This is a genomic window from Flavobacterium sp. B183, from assembly GCF_023539155.1.
GTDB classification, from domain to species: domain Bacteria; phylum Bacteroidota; class Bacteroidia; order Flavobacteriales; family Flavobacteriaceae; genus Flavobacterium; species Flavobacterium tructae.
Window position 1 is genome coordinate 3,732,749 of the sequence record NZ_CP097434.1, and the last position, 21,117, is coordinate 3,753,865.

Genomic DNA, 21,117 nt, shown 5'->3' on the forward strand with positions numbered 1-21,117 from the left:
CCTAAATTTCCATTTCATTCCCCATTAACGGAACGGTACATTTAAAGTGGTACTGCTTCTGGATTTTAACACGCAATTCATCGGCAGGTAGGTTTTCACCGTGTACAAGAAAAACGCATTTCGGAGTGTTTTCGAGAGCAGAAAGCCAGTTTAACAGGTCTTTTTGATCTCCATGTGCGGAGAGTCCTTCGATCTGAAAGATTTTTGCTCTTACGGAATAATAGTTCCCATATATTTTGATTTCTTTGGCGCCTTCAAGCAATTTTCTTCCGCGCGTACCTTCTGCCTGATACCCCACAAAAATCACTGTAGTTTTTTCGAGACTTATATAATGTTCAAAATACGACAATACCCTTCCTCCTGTTGCCATACCACTAGCGGCGAGAACCACTTTAGGCTGGGGATTTTCTATAATCCGCATGGTTTCTTCGTACTCTGAAACTATAGTGAACATTTTAGACATTTCGTGGCAATCCTCGACGGATAGTTTATGCCATTGCAGGTTTTCTAAGAATACATGCAGCGCATTACTCCCCATTGGAGTATCGAGAATATAGGGAACGTCCGGAATTCTGCCTTCTTTTTTGAGCTTCCACAATAAAAACATAACCGATTGTACCCGCTCGACAGCAAAACCAGGTATGATTACCGTCTCTTTTTTTGCTATGGCTGTATTGATAAGTGTTTCCAGTTCTTTCTTTACGTCCAACTCTGCATGCAGTTTGTTTCCATAGGTACTTTCCAGAAAAATATAATCGGCCTTTACGGGTTTGGTTGGCGGAAACATCAATACATCATCATCACGTCCAATATCACCCGAAAATACTAACGTTTTAGCTTCGGCATTTACTGTAATACTGCACGCTCCAATAATATGTCCCGCATTTTGAAAAACGGCAGTGATACCCTCTGCAATCTCTACTGCTGTATTTGGTGCTATTATTTTAAAAAACGGAGTAACAGCTTCTGCCTGCTCTACGGTATAAAGCGGTTCTGCCTGTTCATGTTTAGAGTATTCTTCTTTGTTGGCTCTTTCGGCTTCTTCTTCCTGAATTTTGGCACTGTCTAAAAGCACTAGTCTGGCTATAGCTTTGGTTGGCGCGGTACAATATATTTTACCTTTAAAACCCTGTGCTACTAATCGGGGCAGCCAGCCGCAATGATCCAGATGACCATGTGTCAGAAGTACAAAATCTATTGTGGAAGGTAAAACAGGTAACGGATCCCAGTTGAGTTCTCTCAATGCTTTTATACCCTGAAAAAGTCCGCAATCAATTAATATCCTGCTGTTTTGTGTTTCTATGAGTGTTTTTGAACCTGTAACGGTTCCTGCACCTCCTATAAATTTTACTTTCATCTTAGATAAGTTTACAGATTTGTGAAGCTTCGTGTACTATATTCTTGATTCGGTTTGGACTCAGTCCAATTTTTTTTAGTCCTTCCTGATCGTCAAGAAGGTCTTTTACCAGTATCTGATCAAGGAAAAGCAATTTTTCTTTTTCGACCATTGATAGTGTTGTCAGGCAGGTAATAGGATAAAGCGCTCCCCTATCAATTTTATTTTTAAGATTTTTATCTGGCGGATAATCCCAGCTTAAAAGAGAAATTCCGCTACAGTTGGCAAAATCCTGCGCGTCTTTGGTAAAACGATTGTTGGTTACGATGATACAGGATGTGAAAGTTTCATTATTAGAAAAAATAATATGTCGTTTTTCTCTTAGATCATTAAAACGAGAAAGAATATACATGGGGACTTTTACATCTGAAGCCCCATCTTTGCTTCCGTGAAACTTGCATTCTATCATCGTTATCGCATCGTCTTTCATGATAGCAACGTCTACTTCATGCGAGACGCATTTACCCTGAAGCGTTAGATTTATTTTGGCTTTAAACCCTTCTGCGGCATATAATCTTGCAATGAATTTCTCAAAATAAAACCCCGCAGGACCAAGCATCTGTAAAGCCTGTCTGATATTGTAACGAGCGGCATATCCATTTGCGGTTTTCTTTAAAATTGCAAATGCCATCTTATAGATTTCTTTGGTGGTAATACCATCATACATCTGCTTTTCGATCTGAATCATAGATTCTGTTATAACATCGGGAGCAGCTCCTGATTTTTTAAGGGAAAGCTTCAGTTTTTCTTTGTCGAAAGGAACTTTGTGTCCCGAGTGCTTCGTGATTTTCATAACAGATAATGAGTTTTAAGAACTGTTTTTATTTGAATACAAAAGAACAGTAAGCAATTAGCTGTGATTCAATTCTAACTTTTTGTATTGGCTTCTACCGCCAGTTTCCGGGGCTGGAAACCTCTATTTTGAGCATTATTTATTCATAATTCTTACGAAATACAGCTCTTGAAGATTTGGTCTTTTTAAACTAAACAACCATTTTTACTCACGTTTTTTCTGTTTATAAAACTCAACAAAAACCCTATAAACAGTTGATTTACTACACGATATAAAAAGTTGTTATAGTAACAAATTTCGGGAAATATTTTTGATAATCGGCATTTTCGCTCTAATTTTTAAATCGTGAGCAAACGTCGTAAAAATATTTTTTATCAATAATTATTTTTATTCAGTCTAAATTAAGTTACATTTGCAACGATTAACCGCCTTTTTGTTATATAGCTTATTCAGCTAACAGATATTTAATACAATGACTTCTTTTAATAGCCTTATTACATTCCTGCTAAAAAGGATTGTATCCGTTCTGTTTTTATTATTCTCTCTTTTTTCTAACCTTAGTTTTTCTCAAAACACTGCTAAAATTACTCTTCAGATTACCGTTTACGATGCTGAAAGTAAAATTCCTTTAAAAGGTGTTTTACTTTCTGTAGAAGGAATTCACCACTACAAAGCGCATTCAGACGATTTGGGGAGTATAGTTTTAAACTCCATTCAAAGTGGCAGTTACACGCTTAAAGTTTCACATTTAGGCTACGAAACGATCGAGAAAAATTTCGAGTTTAAAACAGGACAAAGTCTTTCTTTCGGATTAGTCCCATCAAGTGTACAGCTAAACGAAGTAGTCATTACAGCCGTAGAATCTCGTGGTATGACCAGTACTTCTGTTATCGATAAAAAAGCCATGCAGCATTTACAGCCTTCAAGTTTCACCGATTTACTGGAATTACTCCCTGGCGGACGCTCAAAAGATCCTGTATTTAATGCTTCGAATCATATTAAATTAAGAGAGGTTGGAACAGCTGATTCTAATTATGATGTTTCTTCACTTGGAACTTCTTTTGTAATTGACGGTATTCCAATAAATACCGATGCAAATCTACAGTATACCACCGGACTCAATATGTCTATCACACCGGGTTCAGGATATGCCAATACACGCCGCAATACAACTTCTAAAGGAGTAGATATGCGCTCTATTTCGACAGATCAGATTGAAAGAGTCGAAATTGTGAGGGGAATTCCTTCGGTAGAATATGGTGATTTGACGAGTGGACTTATTAAAATTCAGCGAAAAAAAGGACGTACTAATTGGGAATCCCGTTTTAAGGCTGATGAGTTTAGCAAATTGTTTTATTTAGGAAAAGGTTTTGAATCTGAAGAAAAAAGATTGATTCTGAATGTGGGAATTGATTATTTAAATGCAAAATCAGATCCGCGTAACAGTTTTGAAAACTACAAAAGAATTACATCCTCTATACGGGCACAAAAAATTTGGGAAAATGATTCGCATCAGCTTCAATGGGATTCGAGTTTAGATTATAGCGGTTCTATAGACAATGAAAGAGCAGATCCGGATGTGGGTTATACCAAAATTGACCGATATGCTTCAAGCTATAATCGGTTCTCATTGGCAAACTCTTTTGATTTAAAGTTTAAAATGGCACCGTTTTTAAAAGCAATTCATTCGTCGGCAGCAATAAATCAGCAATTCGATAAAATTGAGCAAACCAAATGGGTTCAGGTCTCAAGTGCAACAGCTATTCCTAATACTACCGAACAAGGTGAATCTGACGGAATTTTTCTAACGCCACAGTACATTTCTAATCTTACTGTTGACGGAAAGCCTTTTGATGCCTTTTTTAAAACCATGGGAGATTTCGAAATTCAGTTATTTGGAATAACACATGCTTTAAAAGCGGGTTCGGAATGGACTTATTCAAAAAATAACGGAAAAGGACAGGTTTACGATACTACTCATCCCCCATCTCCCGAGATGTCTACACGTCCCAGATCGTATAAAGACATTCCGGCGAGTACTGATCTTTCTTTTTTTGTCGAAGATGCTCTGTCCATTCCAATTGGTAAACACCAATTAAATCTCACAGGAGGTCTTCGGGCGATGTCGTTGTTGAATGTGCCGTCGGCTTATAGCATTTCGGGAAAATACTATTTTGACCCCCGAATTAATACGCAATGGGTGTTTCCATCCTTTAAAATGGGGAAACATTTCCTAAAAACAGAACTTACGGCCGGTTTCGGACAGTATACCAAATTTCCAACACTGGCCCAGCTTTACCCGGATTTTATCTATAATGATCTGGTGCAATTGAACTATTATCATAATACACCGGAGTACCGAAGAATTAACTTAATGACTTATAAAACATCTGCTGTAAATTACAATCTAACACCGGCTATAAATAAAAAATGGGAGTTTCGAGCGGATTTCTCTTATGACAATAATCGTTTTTCGATTACTTTTTTCAATGAACGTATGGATTCCGGATTTAGAAATAATTCTCAATATCAGGCGCTATCGTATAAAAAGTATGACAATAATTCTATTGATCCTTTAACCTTAACCTCACAACCAAATTTAGCCGATATGCGTTTTGTTAGAGACACACTATTAACGTCATACAACATCACTAATAACGGAAGTAAGCTGCTCAAAAGCGGGGTTGAATTTCAATTTTCCTCAAAACGTTTTACGGCAATTAATACCCGATTTACTCTAAATGGAGCCTGGTTTAAAACCACTTATACCAATAGCAGTCCGGTTTACAAAAGAGGACAGAAAGATATTATCATTGATGGAAAGAGGCTTCCTTATTTAGGACTGTATCAGTTTGATGATGGTTCTGAAAAACAGCAGTTCAATACCAATTTGATTGTAGATACCTACGTTCCTCCTCTTGGCTTAGAATTCTCGGGATCGTTTCAGTTTTTATGGTTTAGAAGTGATCAGTCGCTTCCTATGAACGGAACACCAATTGCTTATATTGATCCTTCTGGAAAACAGCATCCTTATCTCGAAAAAGACCTATCAGATCCTATTCTGCAATGGCTTGATATTAAATACAATGATGCTCTTTTTCAAAAAAAATCAATCCCAATGTCGATGAATATGAATCTGAAAGTATCTAAAGATTTTTACAAGAGATTTAGAATTTCCATGTTCGTTAACCGACTCTTCAGTTACTATCAAAACTATGAAATTAATGGTCAGAAGATCGAGCGACGCGGTCTTACTTCACCTTATTTCGGGATGGAATTAAACTTGAATTTTTAACTTTTAATATTAAATAAATACCCAATTATGAAAATCAGATTACTACCCATTTATCTAACAATAGCCATAATGGCACTATTTCCATCCTGTTCTAAAGATGATGATAACAGCAATAAAGAAACGGCTTTAACCTTAACACTTGTAAATCCGGAAGATCTAAGCAGTGTTACCTTTTCTGATGTTTCCGTTTCTTTTAAAGAGCGTAATACCGGTAAAGTAACCCAAAGTAAAGCTTTAAATAACAATATCTCTGTCTCTTTAAGTGAAGGTTCTTACGAAATATCTATTGACGGAAAAATCAACTATACAATAGACGGTAACATTGCCGAAGCTTCGGTAAGCAGCTATAAAGAAGCGGTCGTGATTACTGGTGGAAGTGCCTCCGTTTCTTTAAATCTTTTCCTCAAAACAACACAATCTGATTTTGTGATTGAAGAGGTATTTTTTACCGGAACCAAAACACCACAGGGAAAACAATATTCAGGTGACCAATACTTTAAAATTCATAATAATACGGATAAAGTATTGTATGCAGATGGATTAATGATCGCGCAATCAGAATTTATGACAACTGACAAACAAGACTATACCCCGAATATCATGGCGCAGTCCTTTGCAGTATCAGCTGTTGCAATTGTTCCCGGTAACGGAACTACTTATCCAATCGCTCCGGGTGAGTTTTTTGTTATTGCCGAAGATGCAATCGACCATAAAGAATACAATTCAGCTTCGTTGGATTTAAGAAAAGCTACTTTTGAATTTTATACAGAAGACGCTGATGATGTTGATAATCCTTCTGTTCCAAATATGGAGAATTTATTCTCTTCTATGGTAATTCATAACAGAGGTTTTAAAAGTTTTGTTATCGCTCGTATGCCTATAACCAAAGCAAAATATCTAACGGATTATACCTATAACTACGAATACAATCTGGTATTTGGCGGAGAAAGTTATCCAATGGGCGAAAACGTGTATTCGATTCCAAATTCATGGATTGTAGACGCTGTTAATTTAAGTGTTGAATCTGAATTTAAATGGATTGTTACCGCTCCATCGCTGGATAAAGGGTGGACTTATTGTGGAAAAGTAGATTCAGATGCAACACGTTATGGGAAAAGTGTTCGTCGTAAAACGCTGTCCACTACTTCAAACGGCAAAAAAATACTAAAAGACACTAATAATTCGACATTAGATTTTTCCCCTGAGGTTAAACCTTCTTTAATGAATTAATGAATTTAATCATGAGCTTTCGTTTCCTATTTCTATTTATTATTTTGAGTTGCAGTTTGCTGCAGGCACAGGACAGTACTTCTGTGCTCCTTCGCATTCAAGAAGACTTGTCTCCCGAGAATACTTTTGCCCGAAGATTTTATACCAATCCTGCAAATCAGCATTATGCCCGCCGTTATTCTTTATCAGAATTGAGCGCGGGTTATAGTTCGGCAGCACAGCAAACCAATATTCAACAGTTGGGAAATGGAATTCGTCAATTTCTTATTAAAGCACAATCGTATTATAAGATTAATTCTGAAAATACTGTTTTTGGAAACGCTCATTACAAGAATGGTAAACGCAAAAATGTGCGTTGGAACGAAAGCTCAGGTTATCAAATAATCTATCCTTATGTAACGGCAGATTCTATAGGAGGTGATCTTTCGTATGAAGAGTACTCCTTTAGTGGCGGTTATGCTAAAGCATTTAATAAAATAACTCTGGGTATTAGTGCTGATTACAGGGCATTAATGGAATATCGGGATATTGATCCAAGACCTAAAAATACGGTTTCAGATCTTAATGTTTCTACTGGTATTTCCTTAAACATTAGCGATCATTATGTATTAGGTTCGGCTTTAAATCTGCAAAAATATACACAATCTAATAATCTAAAATTCTTTAGCGAATTAGGGGCTCCCGCAGTTTATCATATGGTAGGACTTGGCGTGTACAATAAATTACTTACCGGAAATAAACTGAGTTCGTATTATGACGGAAGAGGCTATGGCGCCAATGTGCAGTTTTTTCCAAAAGACCGAAATGGATTTGGTTTACTACTGGGATACCATCAATTTGGTTATGAAAAAATCATGACCGAATTCCAAAACCTTGTCGCGTCTACAATTTTAGAGAATCAGTATGAAGGAGAGGTTTCTTATTTCAAAAAATCAAAAGATAAGTTTTGGGGTGCAAAAATTGGACTTTTTTACACAGACCGAACCGGAAAAGAAAATATATTTGACAACCAAAGTACCACATCTTACATCAAAATAGCCGAGCATACCAAATACACTAATCAGGTTACATCTGTTGTGTTTTCAGGATTGTACTACGTTCCAAATCCTGAATTATCATGGTCGATTGCGCCAAGCTTTAACTTAAAAAGTACTGCGGAAAAATATCTCGATCCTCTTCGGACTATTGACCTACAGCAAGGTATCGGCCGATTGGATTTTGCCATTTCAAAACTTTTATCTCCATCCTTAATTAATGTTTCGGCTTCACTCGAACACAACTGGATTTTAAGTTCAGAAATGGAATTAAGCGATCGCAAAGCCAATTTAATTTTTAATATGCTCAATTATAACTTTACTTTTTTGTCCTCTCCATACACTAAAATAAATCTCGCTGCAAGATGGGATTACAAGTACCAACCTGATCTTAACTTTTTCGTTAAGACAAGTCTGGGTTACTACAGTTTTCCTCAAAAACAAAACAACACTTTTTTTCAAATGTCAATAGGTTTGACATTTTAATTTTAATTATAACATCACTATCCGCTTATAATGAAGTCCCTTTTATTAAAAACCTCTTTTTCTATTCTTTTCATAGGCCTAATTTATGTATTGTTAAGTTTCAGCGCTGCCTTTAGTGAGAAACTTGCAAGTACAAATTGGCGTGAAATCTATAGTAAACCAACCAGTCAATGGCCAAAACCTACTATTGATGACGGTGTGCAATGGCAGGAATTCGAATCTCTTGCGATCGATACGAGTTACTACGATACCATGGAAAATCCTAAAGTAATTTTAGGACAGCTGCTTTTTTTCGATCCCAAACTTTCGGGATCTAATCAGGTATCCTGCAGCAGTTGCCACGATCCGGAACTGGCTTGGGGAGATGCGCGTGAAGTATCTTTAGGGAATGATCATTTGCAAGGAAAAAGAAATACACCTTCGTTATACAACATCGGAGCCCGAAAATCATTCTTTTGGGACGGACGAGCTGCCACTTTAGAAGAGCAAGCTCAAGGACCCATTACGGCGCATCATGAAATGAATATGGAACCTAAAAATCTGGCTAAAAAATTGAGAAAAATTAAAGGTTATCCTGTTTTATTCCAAAATGCTTATGGAAATTCCGAGATTACTTATGAAAAAATCCTGCAGTCACTGGCCGTATTCCAAAAAACAATTTTAAGCAAACGAAGCCGTTTTGACGCCTTTATGGATGGCGATTACACGCAATTATCAGATCAGGAAATCTATGGTCTGCACCTTTTCCGAACCAAAGCAAGATGTATGAATTGTCACTCCGGAAAATACATGACCGATGAGTCATTCCATAATATTGGGCTTACTTATTACAAAAGAGAATATGAAGATTTAGGACTTTATACGGTTACTAAAAAAGCAGATGATGTTGGAAAATTCCGAACTCCTTCTCTTCGTGATGTAATGTATACGGGGCCCTGGATGCACAATGGCATATTTGATAATATCACCGGAATTGTGAACATGTATAACAGCGGCATGCACATGATTGATCCCGATGAAACCGAAAAAATAGCAGATCCTCTCTTTCCTAAGACAGATGTTTTAATGCAGCCGTTAAATCTTACTGATGACGAGATTGTGGCTTTGGTTTCCTTTATTAAAACGTTATCCGGAAGACAGTATAAGATGGAAAGACCACAAATACCAAGATAACTTTGGTCTTTAAATGAATAATACTTCAGAGAAAATTTTCTCTGAAGTATTATCTGTTATAATTGATTACGGACTCGTTTAAGCCGTTTGCTTTGTCCTTATTAAACTAAGGTTTACTTTGCGTCAAACCATAGTTTTGTAGTCAACAAATCTTTTCCCTGAGCAGATACAGCTGTCTGATAGCTGGCTCCATTCAGTGACTGCTCTGTTCCCGGATAAAAGAAACGTGAAGGAATCTGTCCGTTTAGAACCGTAGCCGGCCCCGCTTTCAATACCGGATAGTCCAATCTTCTCCATTCTGCAAAAGCATCAAGACCCTGCCCGAAAAATGCGATCCATTTTTGTGTACCAATCGATTTAGCATAATTCGCTGCATCATACTTTACCGCTGCCTGATTAAGATAATTTGAAATTGTAGTGGCATCAGTAATTCCAAACTGATTGAACGATGCTGTAATGGCATTTTTATACAACTGTTCTGCATCTCCGGCAATGTAACCGCGAGCCACCGCTTCTGAAAGATTAAACAATACTTCGGAATAAGAAACAATTACGGCTGGTGATGACGAAGTTAAAAAATAAGCTCCCGGCTTTGATGTTTTAGCAAACCCCTGGCTGTTAGCATCACTGTTTGATAATCCGTTAGCACCTCCTACATATTTTCCAACGCTTGCATCTGTTGGCAACTGGGCATAAACCGGCAAACGCGGGTCGGAGAATTCATTTAACTTATCCACCAATGTTTTCGAAATACGAAAGTCATCACGGGTTTCAAACCAGGCCGAAGCAGGATTTTGCTGAGGCGAACTCGTAAAAGTAAACTTAAAAGTTTCATTGTTGTTGCTAATTACTCCTGCAGCATCAGTAGTTGCATCGATCGCCGCTTGTTTGGCTAAGGCAGGTTCTCTATCAGAAATTCTCAATGCGATTCGCAAACGAAGGGAGTTTACCAATTTTTTCCATTTCGAAATATCGCCTTTATAAGCCAAATCTCCCGTTACACTTCCACTAGTTGGATTTAGTAAAGACTGCGCTTGTTTTAAATCTTCCAATAAACCGGTGTACACTTCTTTTTGTGTGTTGTATGCCGGAGTTACTTTTAGGCCTGCTTCTTTATACGGAATGCTCCCGTAAGCGTCTGTAAGCAATAAAAATGCCCATGAACGTAAGGTTAACGCAATTCCTTTGTAATTTGGATTTGCCTGCTGATCCGGAAATTTCAGAATGGTGTTTAAATCTGTAATCAAAGTGGCGTATCCCGTATTCCACAATGATGTGAAAGAAGTGTTCGATACGTCATATCTGTCCGGTTCTGTATATTGAACTTTAGCCCAATGCTGTACAAATAGTAACGATGCATTAAAATTATTGTCGGCTCCCCAGTACAAATCGGCTCCCTGCTTTAACGTGCCTGTTAAGAGATAAGGTGCTAAAGGTGTTTCGGTTGCATTTGGATTTTTATTAATATCATCCAGAGTGTCACTACAAGAGGTAAGTGCTACCGCAAATAGTGTTATATAAGCTATTTTTTTTAGCATGATTTCGCGTTTTTAAAATTTAAGATTAACATTCAGACTGAAATTTCTGGTAGTTGGTAAAGACAAACTCTCCAATCCCTGAGCATTTCCGGTGTTAAAAGCGGTTTCAGGATCAATGTTTGGCGCATCTTTGTAAATAAACAAAAGGTTTCGGCCTACAGCAGTAATACTTGCTCCTTCTAGTCCCAGTCTTCTGGCAAATTTCTTATTGAAATTGTAGCCTAGTTTTATTTCTCTCAGTTTTACAAAAGTCGAACTGTAAATATAGGCTTCACTAATATTGTAAGATGCTTTATGAAACTCCTGCGCACTAATCACCTGAGTATTTGGGGTTCCATCGGCGTAAACTCCGTTAAATAGAACTCCGTCATCATACACCGTTACTCCATTTGGTGCTCCACCACTCGTTACCAATGTTTTTGGATTGGCTGTACTGTTGCCAGGGTAGTAGTAATTTAAACCTCCGTTTGCTGCATCACGACCAGCAAGTGTCTCAGCCAGTACTCCGGTATAAGTACCTGTTCTGTTGGTTCCCGAAAAAATATCTCCACCCAAGCTGGCATCAATAAGGAATGAAAATTCAAGATTTTTATAACTCAAAGTGTTGGTTACACCTGCTAAAAAGTCCGGAGTATAATGTCCTAATACTCTTTTTTGAGGATCGGCTTTCGGTAATCCGTTAGCTCCAACTACTATATTTCCGTTTGCATCACGTTGATACGCTGTACCATAAAGTGCTCCATAAGCCTGTCCTACCGACGCCAGTACATCAACACCTCCTGATGTACCAATAGTATAGTTCTGGATTTGTTTGTCATAATCCAAAATCTTTACTTCACTGATGTTTTTTGAATAGTTAACTCCTACATTCCATTTAAAATTCTCCGTTTGAATCGGAGTTCCGTCTAACTGAACTTCAATACCACGATTGTTTATTTTACCCGCGTTGATTAATTGCGAATTATAACCACTTGAAGCCGTAGTTTTTATTTCTAAAATTTGGTCAAAACTATTCGTATTATAGTAAGCTACATCTAAGTGCAGTCTGTTTTTCCAGAACGAAGATTCTATACCCAATTCCGTAGAACGAGTGGTTTCCGGTTTCAGGTTCTCATTCAGTTTTTTCTTCGCTGAAGTTTGAATAGGGTTTCCGTCAAATGCAGTTTGAAAATCGTAAACCGTAGACAATTGATACGGATCTGCATCGTTTCCTACTTCAGACCAGCCTCCACGAAGTTTTAAGAAATCAAGTGTGTTGCTTTTCAGATTGAAAGCATCAGAAACTACAAAACTACCATTGAAGGAAGGGTAAAAATAAGAACGGTTGCTGCTTGGTAATGTAGACGACCAGTCATTACGGGCAGTTACGTTTAAATAAGCATAGTTTTTATATCCAAACTGTGCTGAAGCATAGGCGCTGTACACTCTTAATCTTGATAGTGAATTCGACGAAGTCAACGGATCTCTTGAATTCGTTAAGGTATACAAATCCGGCACGGCCAAACGTGGTGCTTTTTGATAATTATTGGCATCACTGTGGTTACGAATATTGAATCCGGCAAGAGCATCCACACTAAAGTCTTCGGTTAGTTTTTTTGTATACGTAAAAATCCCTTCTGTATTTCTTTCGTTTACCGTGTAAGCATCTTCTGCATAAGATCCAAATGGGGTTCCGTTTGTACCATATTTAATGGTATACTTTCTACGATCATTATAATAATCAACTCCGGTGCGGAATTTAAAATTAAGTCCGTCGATAATTTTGGCATCCAAATGAATATCTCCTATTATACGGTTGCGCTGTTGTATAATAGGCATTCCAATAGGGATTGCTGTAATAGCTGTTGTTCCAGTTTACCTCTCTGTTGTTCTGAAGCTGATCGATATCTACCTGGCGTCCGAACCAAAGGAACTGCAGCATCACACCAGCGGCACGGTTACCTTGCGGACCACCCGGAAGTGCGGGTGCATCAGTCACAATATAGTTAGCCGTTACCCCTACTTTTATGTTTTTAGAAATTTGGTAATTTGTATTAACCGTAAAGTTTGTTTTATTTGTTTCACTGTTAGGTACTGTACCCAATTGTTTTTGATTGTTTATTCCTAAACGAAAATCTGATTTTTCATCCGATTTAGCTATGGATACGCTATTATCGTAGGTAATACCAGTGTTGAAAAAGTCTTTCACATTATTCGGATGTGCTACGAAAGGTACCGCAACACCATTAGAATAGAACTGTGGAATAAGACGACCGTCTAATTTAGGCCCCCAGCTTTCATCAACTCCATCATTGATTCCGCCACCTTTACCGTCTACGTAACTAAACTTTCCGTTTGATCCTTGTCCGTATGAATTTTGAAATTTAGGTAAAGTAGCCACCTGAGAAATTGTGATTCCCGAATTGACGCTTATCCCCAACCCTTTTTGACTTTTTCCGGATTTTGTTGTGATAAGCACTACTCCGTGTGCGGCACGTGATCCGTAAAGAGCGGCAGCATTAGGACCTTTTAATACACTTAAGGATTCAATATCCTGTGGATTTAAATCGGCAATAGCATTTTTAAAATCACGAGTGGTACCTCCGGTACTTCCTAGTTGTGAGTTGTCTACAGGAACTCCATCGACCACAAAAAGCGGCTGATTATTTCCGGAAATAGACGTTTCACCACGAATTATGATACGCGAAGATCCCATATCACCCTGCGAATTGGTAATACGAACACCAGCAAGTTTACCACTAAGGCTGTTTAGAAAATTGGTTTCTTTTGTGTCTGACAATTCCTTGCCCTTAACTGCCTGCGTGGTATATCCCAGAGATTTTTTTTCTTTTGTAATACCAAGTGCCGTAACCACTACTTCTGACAATGCATTCTGTTCCTGAGTAAGAGTAACCACAACTGAATTTTCATTGGCTGTAACTTCCGCTTTTTTATAGCCCAAATAACTTACAATTAGGGTATAAGGAAGTTTTTGCCCGGTTTGAAAGTAAAATTTACCGTCCATATCCGTTACAACCCCGTGAGTAGTTCCTTTAATGTTTATCGAAGCTCCAATAACGGGCTCCTTTGTAACAGCATCGATTACAGTTCCTTCGAGTTTCGACTGGATTAAGGGTTTAACTTCCTGTGCTTTAATACCTGCGGAAATTAACAAAATACATAATCCTATATATCTGTTTAATTTTTTTTTCATTACTTTGTTTTAGTTTAATACATAAGGTGCCCCGAAGTCGGATTTACTCCGCTCGTGCTTTCCTTATAGAGATGTACAATTTCTTTAAGCTTCACCATTTCTGTTCCCGCAGAAATGGTTCTTTTTTTAACAGCTATGCATTCGTTTCTTCATTTTTTATTATTTTGGATTACTACTTTCTAAATGTATCTGTGTAAGATTTCAATCTCAAAAAAGGACTTCGTCTCACTGAAATTATAGCGTTAGATTAAAAATCACTTTATTGTCTGACTACTTTTAAAGGAAACTTATCTCTTATTAATTCTTATTATTAGTTAAAAACAGTAGTTACTATTCTTCTCTTTAATCTTCACTAATCTGATAATTTTATACTCTACCAATTTGATAGAACAAAAGTAAGTTAAAATAACGAAAGCCAAAATTTTAACTCTTTTTTTTATATAAAAAATGTTAAATAAATCAGCCTTTTAACGATAAACAACTTAAAATAAAACAGTTAACAAACAACCATTCTACCACTTCTGTGTAGGATTTTTTCTAAAGTGATTCTGTAAAGTGCATTCTATTTTATACTTTCTTAAAAAATTACTTCTAATACTTTTACTTAATGTGCTTCAAAATAAGGATCAGTAAAGTAAAAGATGTCGTATATAAACGTTACATTTAATAAACCGGACAGTTTTTTAAAACCTGTCCGGTTTGATATAAAGAAATAAAAAAATGAGACCACCTTTTTGCTTAGGCGTCTCATTAGAAGTTATTAGCTGTTAGAAGTCAATTTATAGCTTTATTCGATTGGGTATAATCATCACGAATTAATTATACCCAACAGATAAAGATTTTTTTTCTTGGCACGAGTAACAGAGCATCCATTGATGTCCGAACTTATCCGTAAGATTCCCGAACAAAGCTCCATAAAAAGTCCTTTCTAACGGTTGGGTAGCCTGACCGTCTTTAGATAAGTCAGCATAAACTTTTCGTGTTTCTTCTTCACTGTCAAACGTGAGCATCATCGAGAAGGCATTTCCTTTTGTCAGGTTTTCGGGAGCCATATCCGATCCCATAATGGTAAGAGTGTCGCTTTTAAGAGTGGCGTGCAAAATACATCTTCTCATTTTCTCCGGCAGCTCTTCCCCTATTGGTGAATCGGCTATGGTTTGCAGTTCGAGTTCGCCACCAAGACATGCTTTGTAGAACAACATCGCATCTCTGCAATTACCGTTAAATGTTAAATAAGAATTAAGCTGTGCCATTTTAATAGGGTTATTGTTGTGGGATTTTCGCCAGATCCATATACAGAACTTCCCAAAGGTGTCCGTCTAAATCTTCGAAACTGCGTTGCTGCATAAAACCATAGTCTTTCGGCTCTGCAGTTTCTTTACCTCCCGCTTTTAAGGCATTATTGATCATTTCATTCACTTCGTCTACACTTTCTACTGACAAGGAATTAATTACCGAAGCTTTCTCGAAAGCATTACCGATTTCTTTATTGATAAACTCACTGAATTTATTGTGAGTCAACAACATCACATAAATTTCTTCGGTTAGAACCATACAGGCTGCTGTAGCATCTGTAAATTGAGGATTATTTGTAAATCCGATTGCTGTGTAAAAAGACATTGCTTTTTGTAAATCTGCTACCGGCAGATTGATGAAAATTTTTGTTGCCATTTTGTGTGATTTTTTAATTGTTAATTGATAGTACAAAGATGGAGCAGAAATCACAGAATCCACCTACACAAAAACGACAACAAAAAGGGCATTTACGACAAACTATCTTTATCTTTGAAGTTGCATTGAAATCAATTGTTGTATCGCAATGATTCCGGTAAAGTGTTGCATTCAACAGTCAACCAAGTAAAATTAAGGGCTCAGCAACAGTCAGTCAATTATAAATCTTTAACGTAGTTTGATCTAACCTATAAAAAACCATGATAAAAAAAGTAAGCATTCTTGTTCCTGAAAGTTCGGTTCTGCAGGCAATTGCAGATCCACAATACTTATTTTCGGCTGTAAATCAATTTATGACCGCCTCCGGCAAAAAATTATTGTTTGACGTACAATTAGTAGGTTTAGAGAAAGAAGTAAAGCTTAATAACGGATTGTATTCCGTTAATACGTCTCAGCTCACAAAAGATATTACCGCCACTGATTTAATTGTAATTCCTGCCTTATTTGGAGACATGAAAGCTGCGATTGCTCAAAATCAAGGACTATTACCCTGGATCAGCGAACAATATCATAAAGGTGCCGAGATTGCATCATTATGTGTTGGAGCATTTTTGTTAGCTTCCACTGGTCTGTTAAACGGCAAAAAATGCTCTACCCATTGGGGATTTCAAAATGAGTTTAGAGAAATGTTTCCCGAAGTAGAAGTCATAGACGGAAGTATAATTACCGAAGAACATCGTCTTTATTCCAGCGGAGGTGCCCATTCGTACTGGAACTTATTGCTTCATCTGGTCGAAAAATATACCGACAGAGAGACGGCTATACTTGCCTCCAAATACTTTGCCATCGATATCGATCGAGACAGTCAGGCTTCTTTTGCTATGTTTCAGGGACAGAAGAATCATAACGACGATGCCATTAAACAGGTTCAGAATTTTATTGAAGATAATATTCAGGAAAAAATCACCATTGATGAATTGGCCGAAATGGTATTGCTGGGAAGAAGAAGTTTTGAGAGACGATTTAAAGCCGCAACCAACAATTCAGTTTTAGAATACATCAATCGGGTGAAAATTGAGTACGCCAAAAAAAGTTTCGAGACCAGCCGTAAAAATATCAATGAGGTAATGTATGATGTAGGTTATACCGATACAAAAGCATTTCGAACCATTTTTAAAAAAGTAACAGGGTTAAATCCGTTGGAATATCGCAATAAGTATAATAAAATGGCGGTGAGCTGATTACTTCTACTTCTTGTCAATCCCTTAATTTAACACATAGAAAAACAGTTTTTTGCTCTAAAAAAAGACGTTTCACTTGCTTTGAGGTTCCCAATAGTTACTTGCGAAAAGTAGCTACAAAAAGAATTTTAAAATAGCCCCTAAAAAAGCGACGGTCGTAAATTAAAAAATCACTATTTTTAACTAACCTTCAACCCTTTTCTATGACCGATAAATCACAACTTCGCAGTTCTATTTTCAGACACCTTGACGGCCTGGCTGTTGCTCCAGTTGCAATTGCGCTACAAAATCATAAAGTTTTAGAGTATATCCTAGATCAAAAGCAAGTACAACTATCGCAGTTAGCTACTACTTTTAAAGCAAATGAAGGTTATCTGAATGTGGGTTTGAGAATTCTGGCCTCTCAGGGCTTTTTAGAATATGAAGTAGATAATCGTACACAGGAAATAACCATCATCACAAACGAAAAAACAGAAATCGCTTTTTCGCTGTTTCATCTCTATCAGGATGTTGTTGATTTACTCCAATTCTCCGGGCAGTTTCATCCACGACTGTTTGACGACGTACCCTTTGAAAAACTCAATCTTATTTTTGAAAAATATAAAAAAGGATATGGAATATCACCTTCTGATGATCCTTTAAAAAACAGTCTTCAGGAACAGGTTTTAAAACACGTCGAAGGACATTTGATTGGTCCCACCATTGTACGTCTGGCCATGAAAGGAATGTTTCACAAATACTTTATGGAGACTTCTTTCCAACCCGAAGAGTTTCATAAATCTCCAGAAAACTTTAAAAAAATACTGGATTTTTTTGTACATCTTGGATGGTTCTTAGAAAAAAATGGTAATTATCAGTTTACCGAAACCGGTTTGTTTTACGCTAAAAGAGCCAGTGCTTACGGTGTTACAGTTTCTTATTTGCCCACCTTCGCCAAAATCGAAGAATTGATTTTTGGAGATCCGTCAGTTTTAAGAATGATAACCGATGGAGAAAATGAAATTCACGTAGATCGCGAAATGAATGTTTGGGGAAGCGGTGGTGCTCACGATACTTATTTTAAAGTGGTGGACGAAATTATTGTCAGCCTGTTTAATTTACCAATCGAAAAACAACCTAAAGGAATACTTGATATGGGTTGTGGTAATGGTGCTTTTTTGCAGCATATTTTCGAAGTTATAGACAGGCAGACTTTACGTGGAAAAATGCTCGACGACTACCCTTTGTTTTTAGTTGGTGCCGACTATAATCAGGCGGCTTTAAAAGTAACCAGAGCCAATCTTATTAAGGCCGACATCTGGGCGAAGGTGATCTGGGGCGATATTGGAAACCCTCAACTTCTTTCGGAGGATCTGAAAGAAAACTACAATATTGATTTGAAAGATTTGCTTAACGTAAGGACTTTTTTAGATCACAATCGAATTTGGAAAGATCCCGAACACATCAACAAAGATAGAATCAGTACGTCTACCGGGGCATTTGCTTACAGAGGAAAAAGAATCAGTAACAATCTGGTCGAAGACAATCTGTTGGAACATTTACAAAAATGGTCGCCTTATGTGCGTAAATTTGGCTTGCTGTTGATTGAATTGCATACCATCAATCCGAAACTTGCAGCCGCTAATATCGGAAAAACTCCCGCAACAGCTTATGATGCTACTCACGGTTTCTCGGACCAGTATATTGTGGAAATCGACGTTTTTAATAAAGTCGCAGCAGAAGCCGGATTATTTCCGGACCAATCGATTTTTAAACGATTCCCGGATGCCGATATCGCTACAGTAAGTATCAATTTATTGAAGGGGAATTAAAAACTAAAACTCAAAATTATTATTGTTTTTAACTTTTTGAGTATAATTCATTTTAACACATAGGAACATAGGTTCAGCATCCGTAAAAAAGCATTTCACCTCATTTAACACCTGATATCAAGTGAAAGGAATGTTTTTTCTTTTTTCTCTTTTAGATTAAAATCTATGTTTCTACGTGATTACTCATTTTTCTTTGATTAAACTCAACACAACGGGGTATTTAAACATTTTTTAGCCGTTTAGCATAATTCCCGTCAGCCTTAGAATTCTTAGTTACACTAGTACTTTTAGTCCGGAAATTACTGCTCTTTACCTCTATCCCTTATACATAAAAGAGTCTCTTCAATAACAAAATATCTTTCTAATTGAAGTCCTTTAGATTATTGAACTCTTTGTACTTTTTAAAAATTAGATAAACTACTACAAAACAGGTATTTATACGTAATTCAAATCTGTCTACTTATTGTAATTTTATTCTTATTAATCAGATTCAACACTGCACTACAGTATCTTCTACAAGCCTTTTACAATTTATTTTGTTCGAACATTATATTGAAAAAGTACTACTGTAATTCTCTCTTCACGCCTCAATTTTTACGATAATCCAATCCCTCTTTTTGAATTATTTCAAACTGACCTATCGATATGAATTACAAATCCATATACCAACAATTATCTATTTATTAACCCCTTAAACCACAAACAATGAACTTAAAAGAAAAACTTAACGAAATTGGCCAAAAGCCGGACATGATTTTAATTATTACTGATGAGCAGCGCGCTACTCAACATTTCCCACCGGGATGGGAGGAAGAAAATCTTCCCACACTGACTTTTCTAAAAAAGAATGGTTTTAGTTTCGACCGTGCATTTTGCAATACCTGCATGTGCTCCCCTAGCCGTTCGACCTTATTTACAGGTTTATACCCTGCGAAACATGGCGTAAGTCAAACGCTAACCGAAGGTGGTCTATTGTCGCCTCAGGAGCCTACTCTTAGCAATACATTGCCTAATATTATGAATACACTTTGGGCCGATGGATATGATGTGCAATACCGAGGAAAATGGCACATGAGTAAAGGTGTCGCTCCTAATGGAACTAAAACAAACTACGAAGATTTAACGGCTGCCGATATTTCACTCTTTGGGGCTATGGGCTGGATTTCTCCCGATGCCGGTGAAGATGTGAACCCACTTAATTTTGGGGGTGGCTACGCCAATCACGACGCCAGATACACTGCCGAGGCTATCCAATATCTAAAAGAAGTGAGAGCACAAAGAGCTGCTGGAAATCATAAACCCTATTGTTTGATTCTTTCACTCGTAAATCCTCATGATGTATTGGCTTATCCCAATACAGCAGGTACATCAGGATACCATCCGGACAGCTGGCTGACCAGAGAAATAGGACTTCCTGCTACTGTAAACGAAAATTTACTGGAAAATAAAAAACCTATGGCTCAGGAACAAATTCTGATTAATATGGCTTTAACCCTTGGAGCGATCAATAGTACCGAAGATAAACTGAATTATATTAATTTTTACGGTTATTTGTTAAGTCTTGCCGACAAACAGTTTGGCTACCTGATTGACGAATTGTACAGAGAAGATGAACACGGCAAAAAACTAGCCGATTCAGCCTTAGTTACAATGACATCCGATCATGGAGAAATGGGACTAGCTCACGGCGGATTACGTCAGAAAACTTTTGTCGCTTACGAAGAAGCTTTAAGAGTTCCGCTTGTTATATCTAATCCGATATTGTTTAAAGATCATCCTGTCAAACACTCTATGGCTTTAGCAACCTTAGCAGATATTTTTCCAACTTTTATTGATATGGCCAACGTATCTAATCCGCCAACGGGACTTGCTGGTACCAGTTTACTGCCAATAATGCAGGACAACACTCCTGTTCAGCACAGTATTTTGTTTACTTACGATGATATCAAAGCAGGTTCTAACAGTACCTGGACGATCGTAAGAGCTGCGAATCGCATTCGATGTATCAGAACCGAAAAATGGAAATTCGATTATTACTTTGATGCCGCTACGGCCTACTTCAAACAGTATGAGTTGTATGATTTAGTTAATGATCCGTTGGAAATCACAAATCTGGCCTACGATCCGGCTTATAGTGAAATCAGACACGAATTAGAAGAACAACTGCATCAGCTGGAAGTAGAGAAACTTTGGGTGAATGCGCCAAAAGATGTTTATAGTACGACAACGTTTAACTAAAAACAGTTGCAGGACACA

14 protein-coding genes are annotated in these 21,117 nt (G+C 37.3%); 7 read left to right on the plus strand and 7 right to left on the minus strand.

The features are described 5' to 3' along the window. Position 1 precedes the first annotated feature (1 nt). A complete protein-coding gene (locus M4I44_RS15850) occupies positions 2 to 1,357 on the minus strand; it encodes an MBL fold metallo-hydrolase (RefSeq protein WP_249965319.1) in 1,356 nt (451 codons plus the stop codon). Position 1,358: 1 nt separating this feature from the next. Next, complete coding sequence (locus M4I44_RS15855) at positions 1,359 to 2,189, minus strand: restriction endonuclease (RefSeq protein WP_017497195.1); 831 nt, start codon at positions 2,187 to 2,189, stop codon at positions 1,359 to 1,361. A gap of 472 nt (positions 2,190 to 2,661) precedes the next feature. Here M4I44_RS15855 and M4I44_RS15860 point away from each other — a divergent pair, with 472 nt between their 5' ends. The 4 genes from M4I44_RS15860 to M4I44_RS15875 are packed head-to-tail and all read left to right on the plus strand — an operon-like array spanning position 2,662 to position 9,407. Beyond that, positions 2,662 to 5,484 (plus strand): TonB-dependent receptor, encoded by a 2,823-nt coding sequence (locus M4I44_RS15860; protein ID WP_249965320.1) that lies wholly within the window; start codon positions 2,662 to 2,664, stop codon positions 5,482 to 5,484. Positions 5,485 to 5,511: 27 nt separating this feature from the next. Continuing rightward, the gene (locus tag M4I44_RS15865) at positions 5,512 to 6,714 is read left to right on the plus strand and encodes a DUF4876 domain-containing protein (protein ID WP_249965321.1); all 1,203 of its coding nucleotides are present in this window, start codon (positions 5,512 to 5,514) and stop codon (positions 6,712 to 6,714) included. Positions 6,715 to 6,725: 11 nt separating this feature from the next. Continuing rightward, positions 6,726 to 8,234, plus strand: coding sequence for a DUF6850 family outer membrane beta-barrel protein (locus tag M4I44_RS15870; protein ID WP_249965322.1), 1,509 nt, complete (start codon positions 6,726 to 6,728; stop codon positions 8,232 to 8,234). A 30-nt stretch (positions 8,235 to 8,264) separates the two neighbouring features. Further along, the gene (locus M4I44_RS15875; protein WP_249965323.1) at positions 8,265 to 9,407 is read left to right on the plus strand and encodes a cytochrome-c peroxidase; all 1,143 of its coding nucleotides are present in this window, start codon (positions 8,265 to 8,267) and stop codon (positions 9,405 to 9,407) included. Between the two features lie 113 nt (positions 9,408 to 9,520). Here M4I44_RS15875 and M4I44_RS15880 read toward each other — a convergent pair whose 3' ends face one another. The 5 genes from M4I44_RS15880 to M4I44_RS15900 all read right to left on the minus strand — a co-directional run bounded on the left by M4I44_RS15880 (position 9,521) and on the right by M4I44_RS15900 (position 15,809). Further along, on the minus strand, positions 9,521 to 10,945 hold the full coding sequence (locus tag M4I44_RS15880; protein ID WP_249965324.1) for a SusD/RagB family nutrient-binding outer membrane lipoprotein: 1,425 nt from the start codon (positions 10,943 to 10,945) through the stop codon (positions 9,521 to 9,523). Positions 10,946 to 10,957: 12 nt separating this feature from the next. Beyond that, the gene (locus M4I44_RS15885; RefSeq protein ID WP_249965325.1) at positions 10,958 to 12,763 is read right to left on the minus strand and encodes a TonB-dependent receptor domain-containing protein; all 1,806 of its coding nucleotides are present in this window, start codon (positions 12,761 to 12,763) and stop codon (positions 10,958 to 10,960) included. Further along, positions 12,690 to 14,138 (minus strand): carboxypeptidase-like regulatory domain-containing protein, encoded by a 1,449-nt coding sequence (locus M4I44_RS15890; RefSeq protein WP_249965326.1) that lies wholly within the window; start codon positions 14,136 to 14,138, stop codon positions 12,690 to 12,692. Before M4I44_RS15890 ends, M4I44_RS15885 begins: the two co-directional genes overlap by 74 nt. A gap of 815 nt (positions 14,139 to 14,953) precedes the next feature. Further along, positions 14,954 to 15,391 (minus strand): VOC family protein, encoded by a 438-nt coding sequence (locus M4I44_RS15895; RefSeq protein ID WP_249965327.1) that lies wholly within the window; start codon positions 15,389 to 15,391, stop codon positions 14,954 to 14,956. Between the two features lie 10 nt (positions 15,392 to 15,401). Then, on the minus strand, positions 15,402 to 15,809 hold the full coding sequence (locus M4I44_RS15900) for a VOC family protein (protein WP_017497187.1): 408 nt from the start codon (positions 15,807 to 15,809) through the stop codon (positions 15,402 to 15,404). Positions 15,810 to 16,069: 260 nt separating this feature from the next. Between M4I44_RS15900 and M4I44_RS15905 the strand changes: the two genes are divergently transcribed. The 3 genes from M4I44_RS15905 to M4I44_RS15915 all read left to right on the plus strand — a co-directional run bounded on the left by M4I44_RS15905 (position 16,070) and on the right by M4I44_RS15915 (position 21,099). Next, the gene (locus M4I44_RS15905) at positions 16,070 to 17,050 is read left to right on the plus strand and encodes a GlxA family transcriptional regulator (RefSeq protein ID WP_249965328.1); all 981 of its coding nucleotides are present in this window, start codon (positions 16,070 to 16,072) and stop codon (positions 17,048 to 17,050) included. Positions 17,051 to 17,253: 203 nt separating this feature from the next. Further along, positions 17,254 to 18,861 (plus strand): class I SAM-dependent methyltransferase, encoded by a 1,608-nt coding sequence (locus tag M4I44_RS15910; RefSeq protein WP_249965329.1) that lies wholly within the window; start codon positions 17,254 to 17,256, stop codon positions 18,859 to 18,861. Between the two features lie 705 nt (positions 18,862 to 19,566). Beyond that, the gene (locus tag M4I44_RS15915; RefSeq protein WP_249965330.1) at positions 19,567 to 21,099 is read left to right on the plus strand and encodes a sulfatase-like hydrolase/transferase; all 1,533 of its coding nucleotides are present in this window, start codon (positions 19,567 to 19,569) and stop codon (positions 21,097 to 21,099) included. Positions 21,100 to 21,117 lie beyond the last annotated feature (18 nt).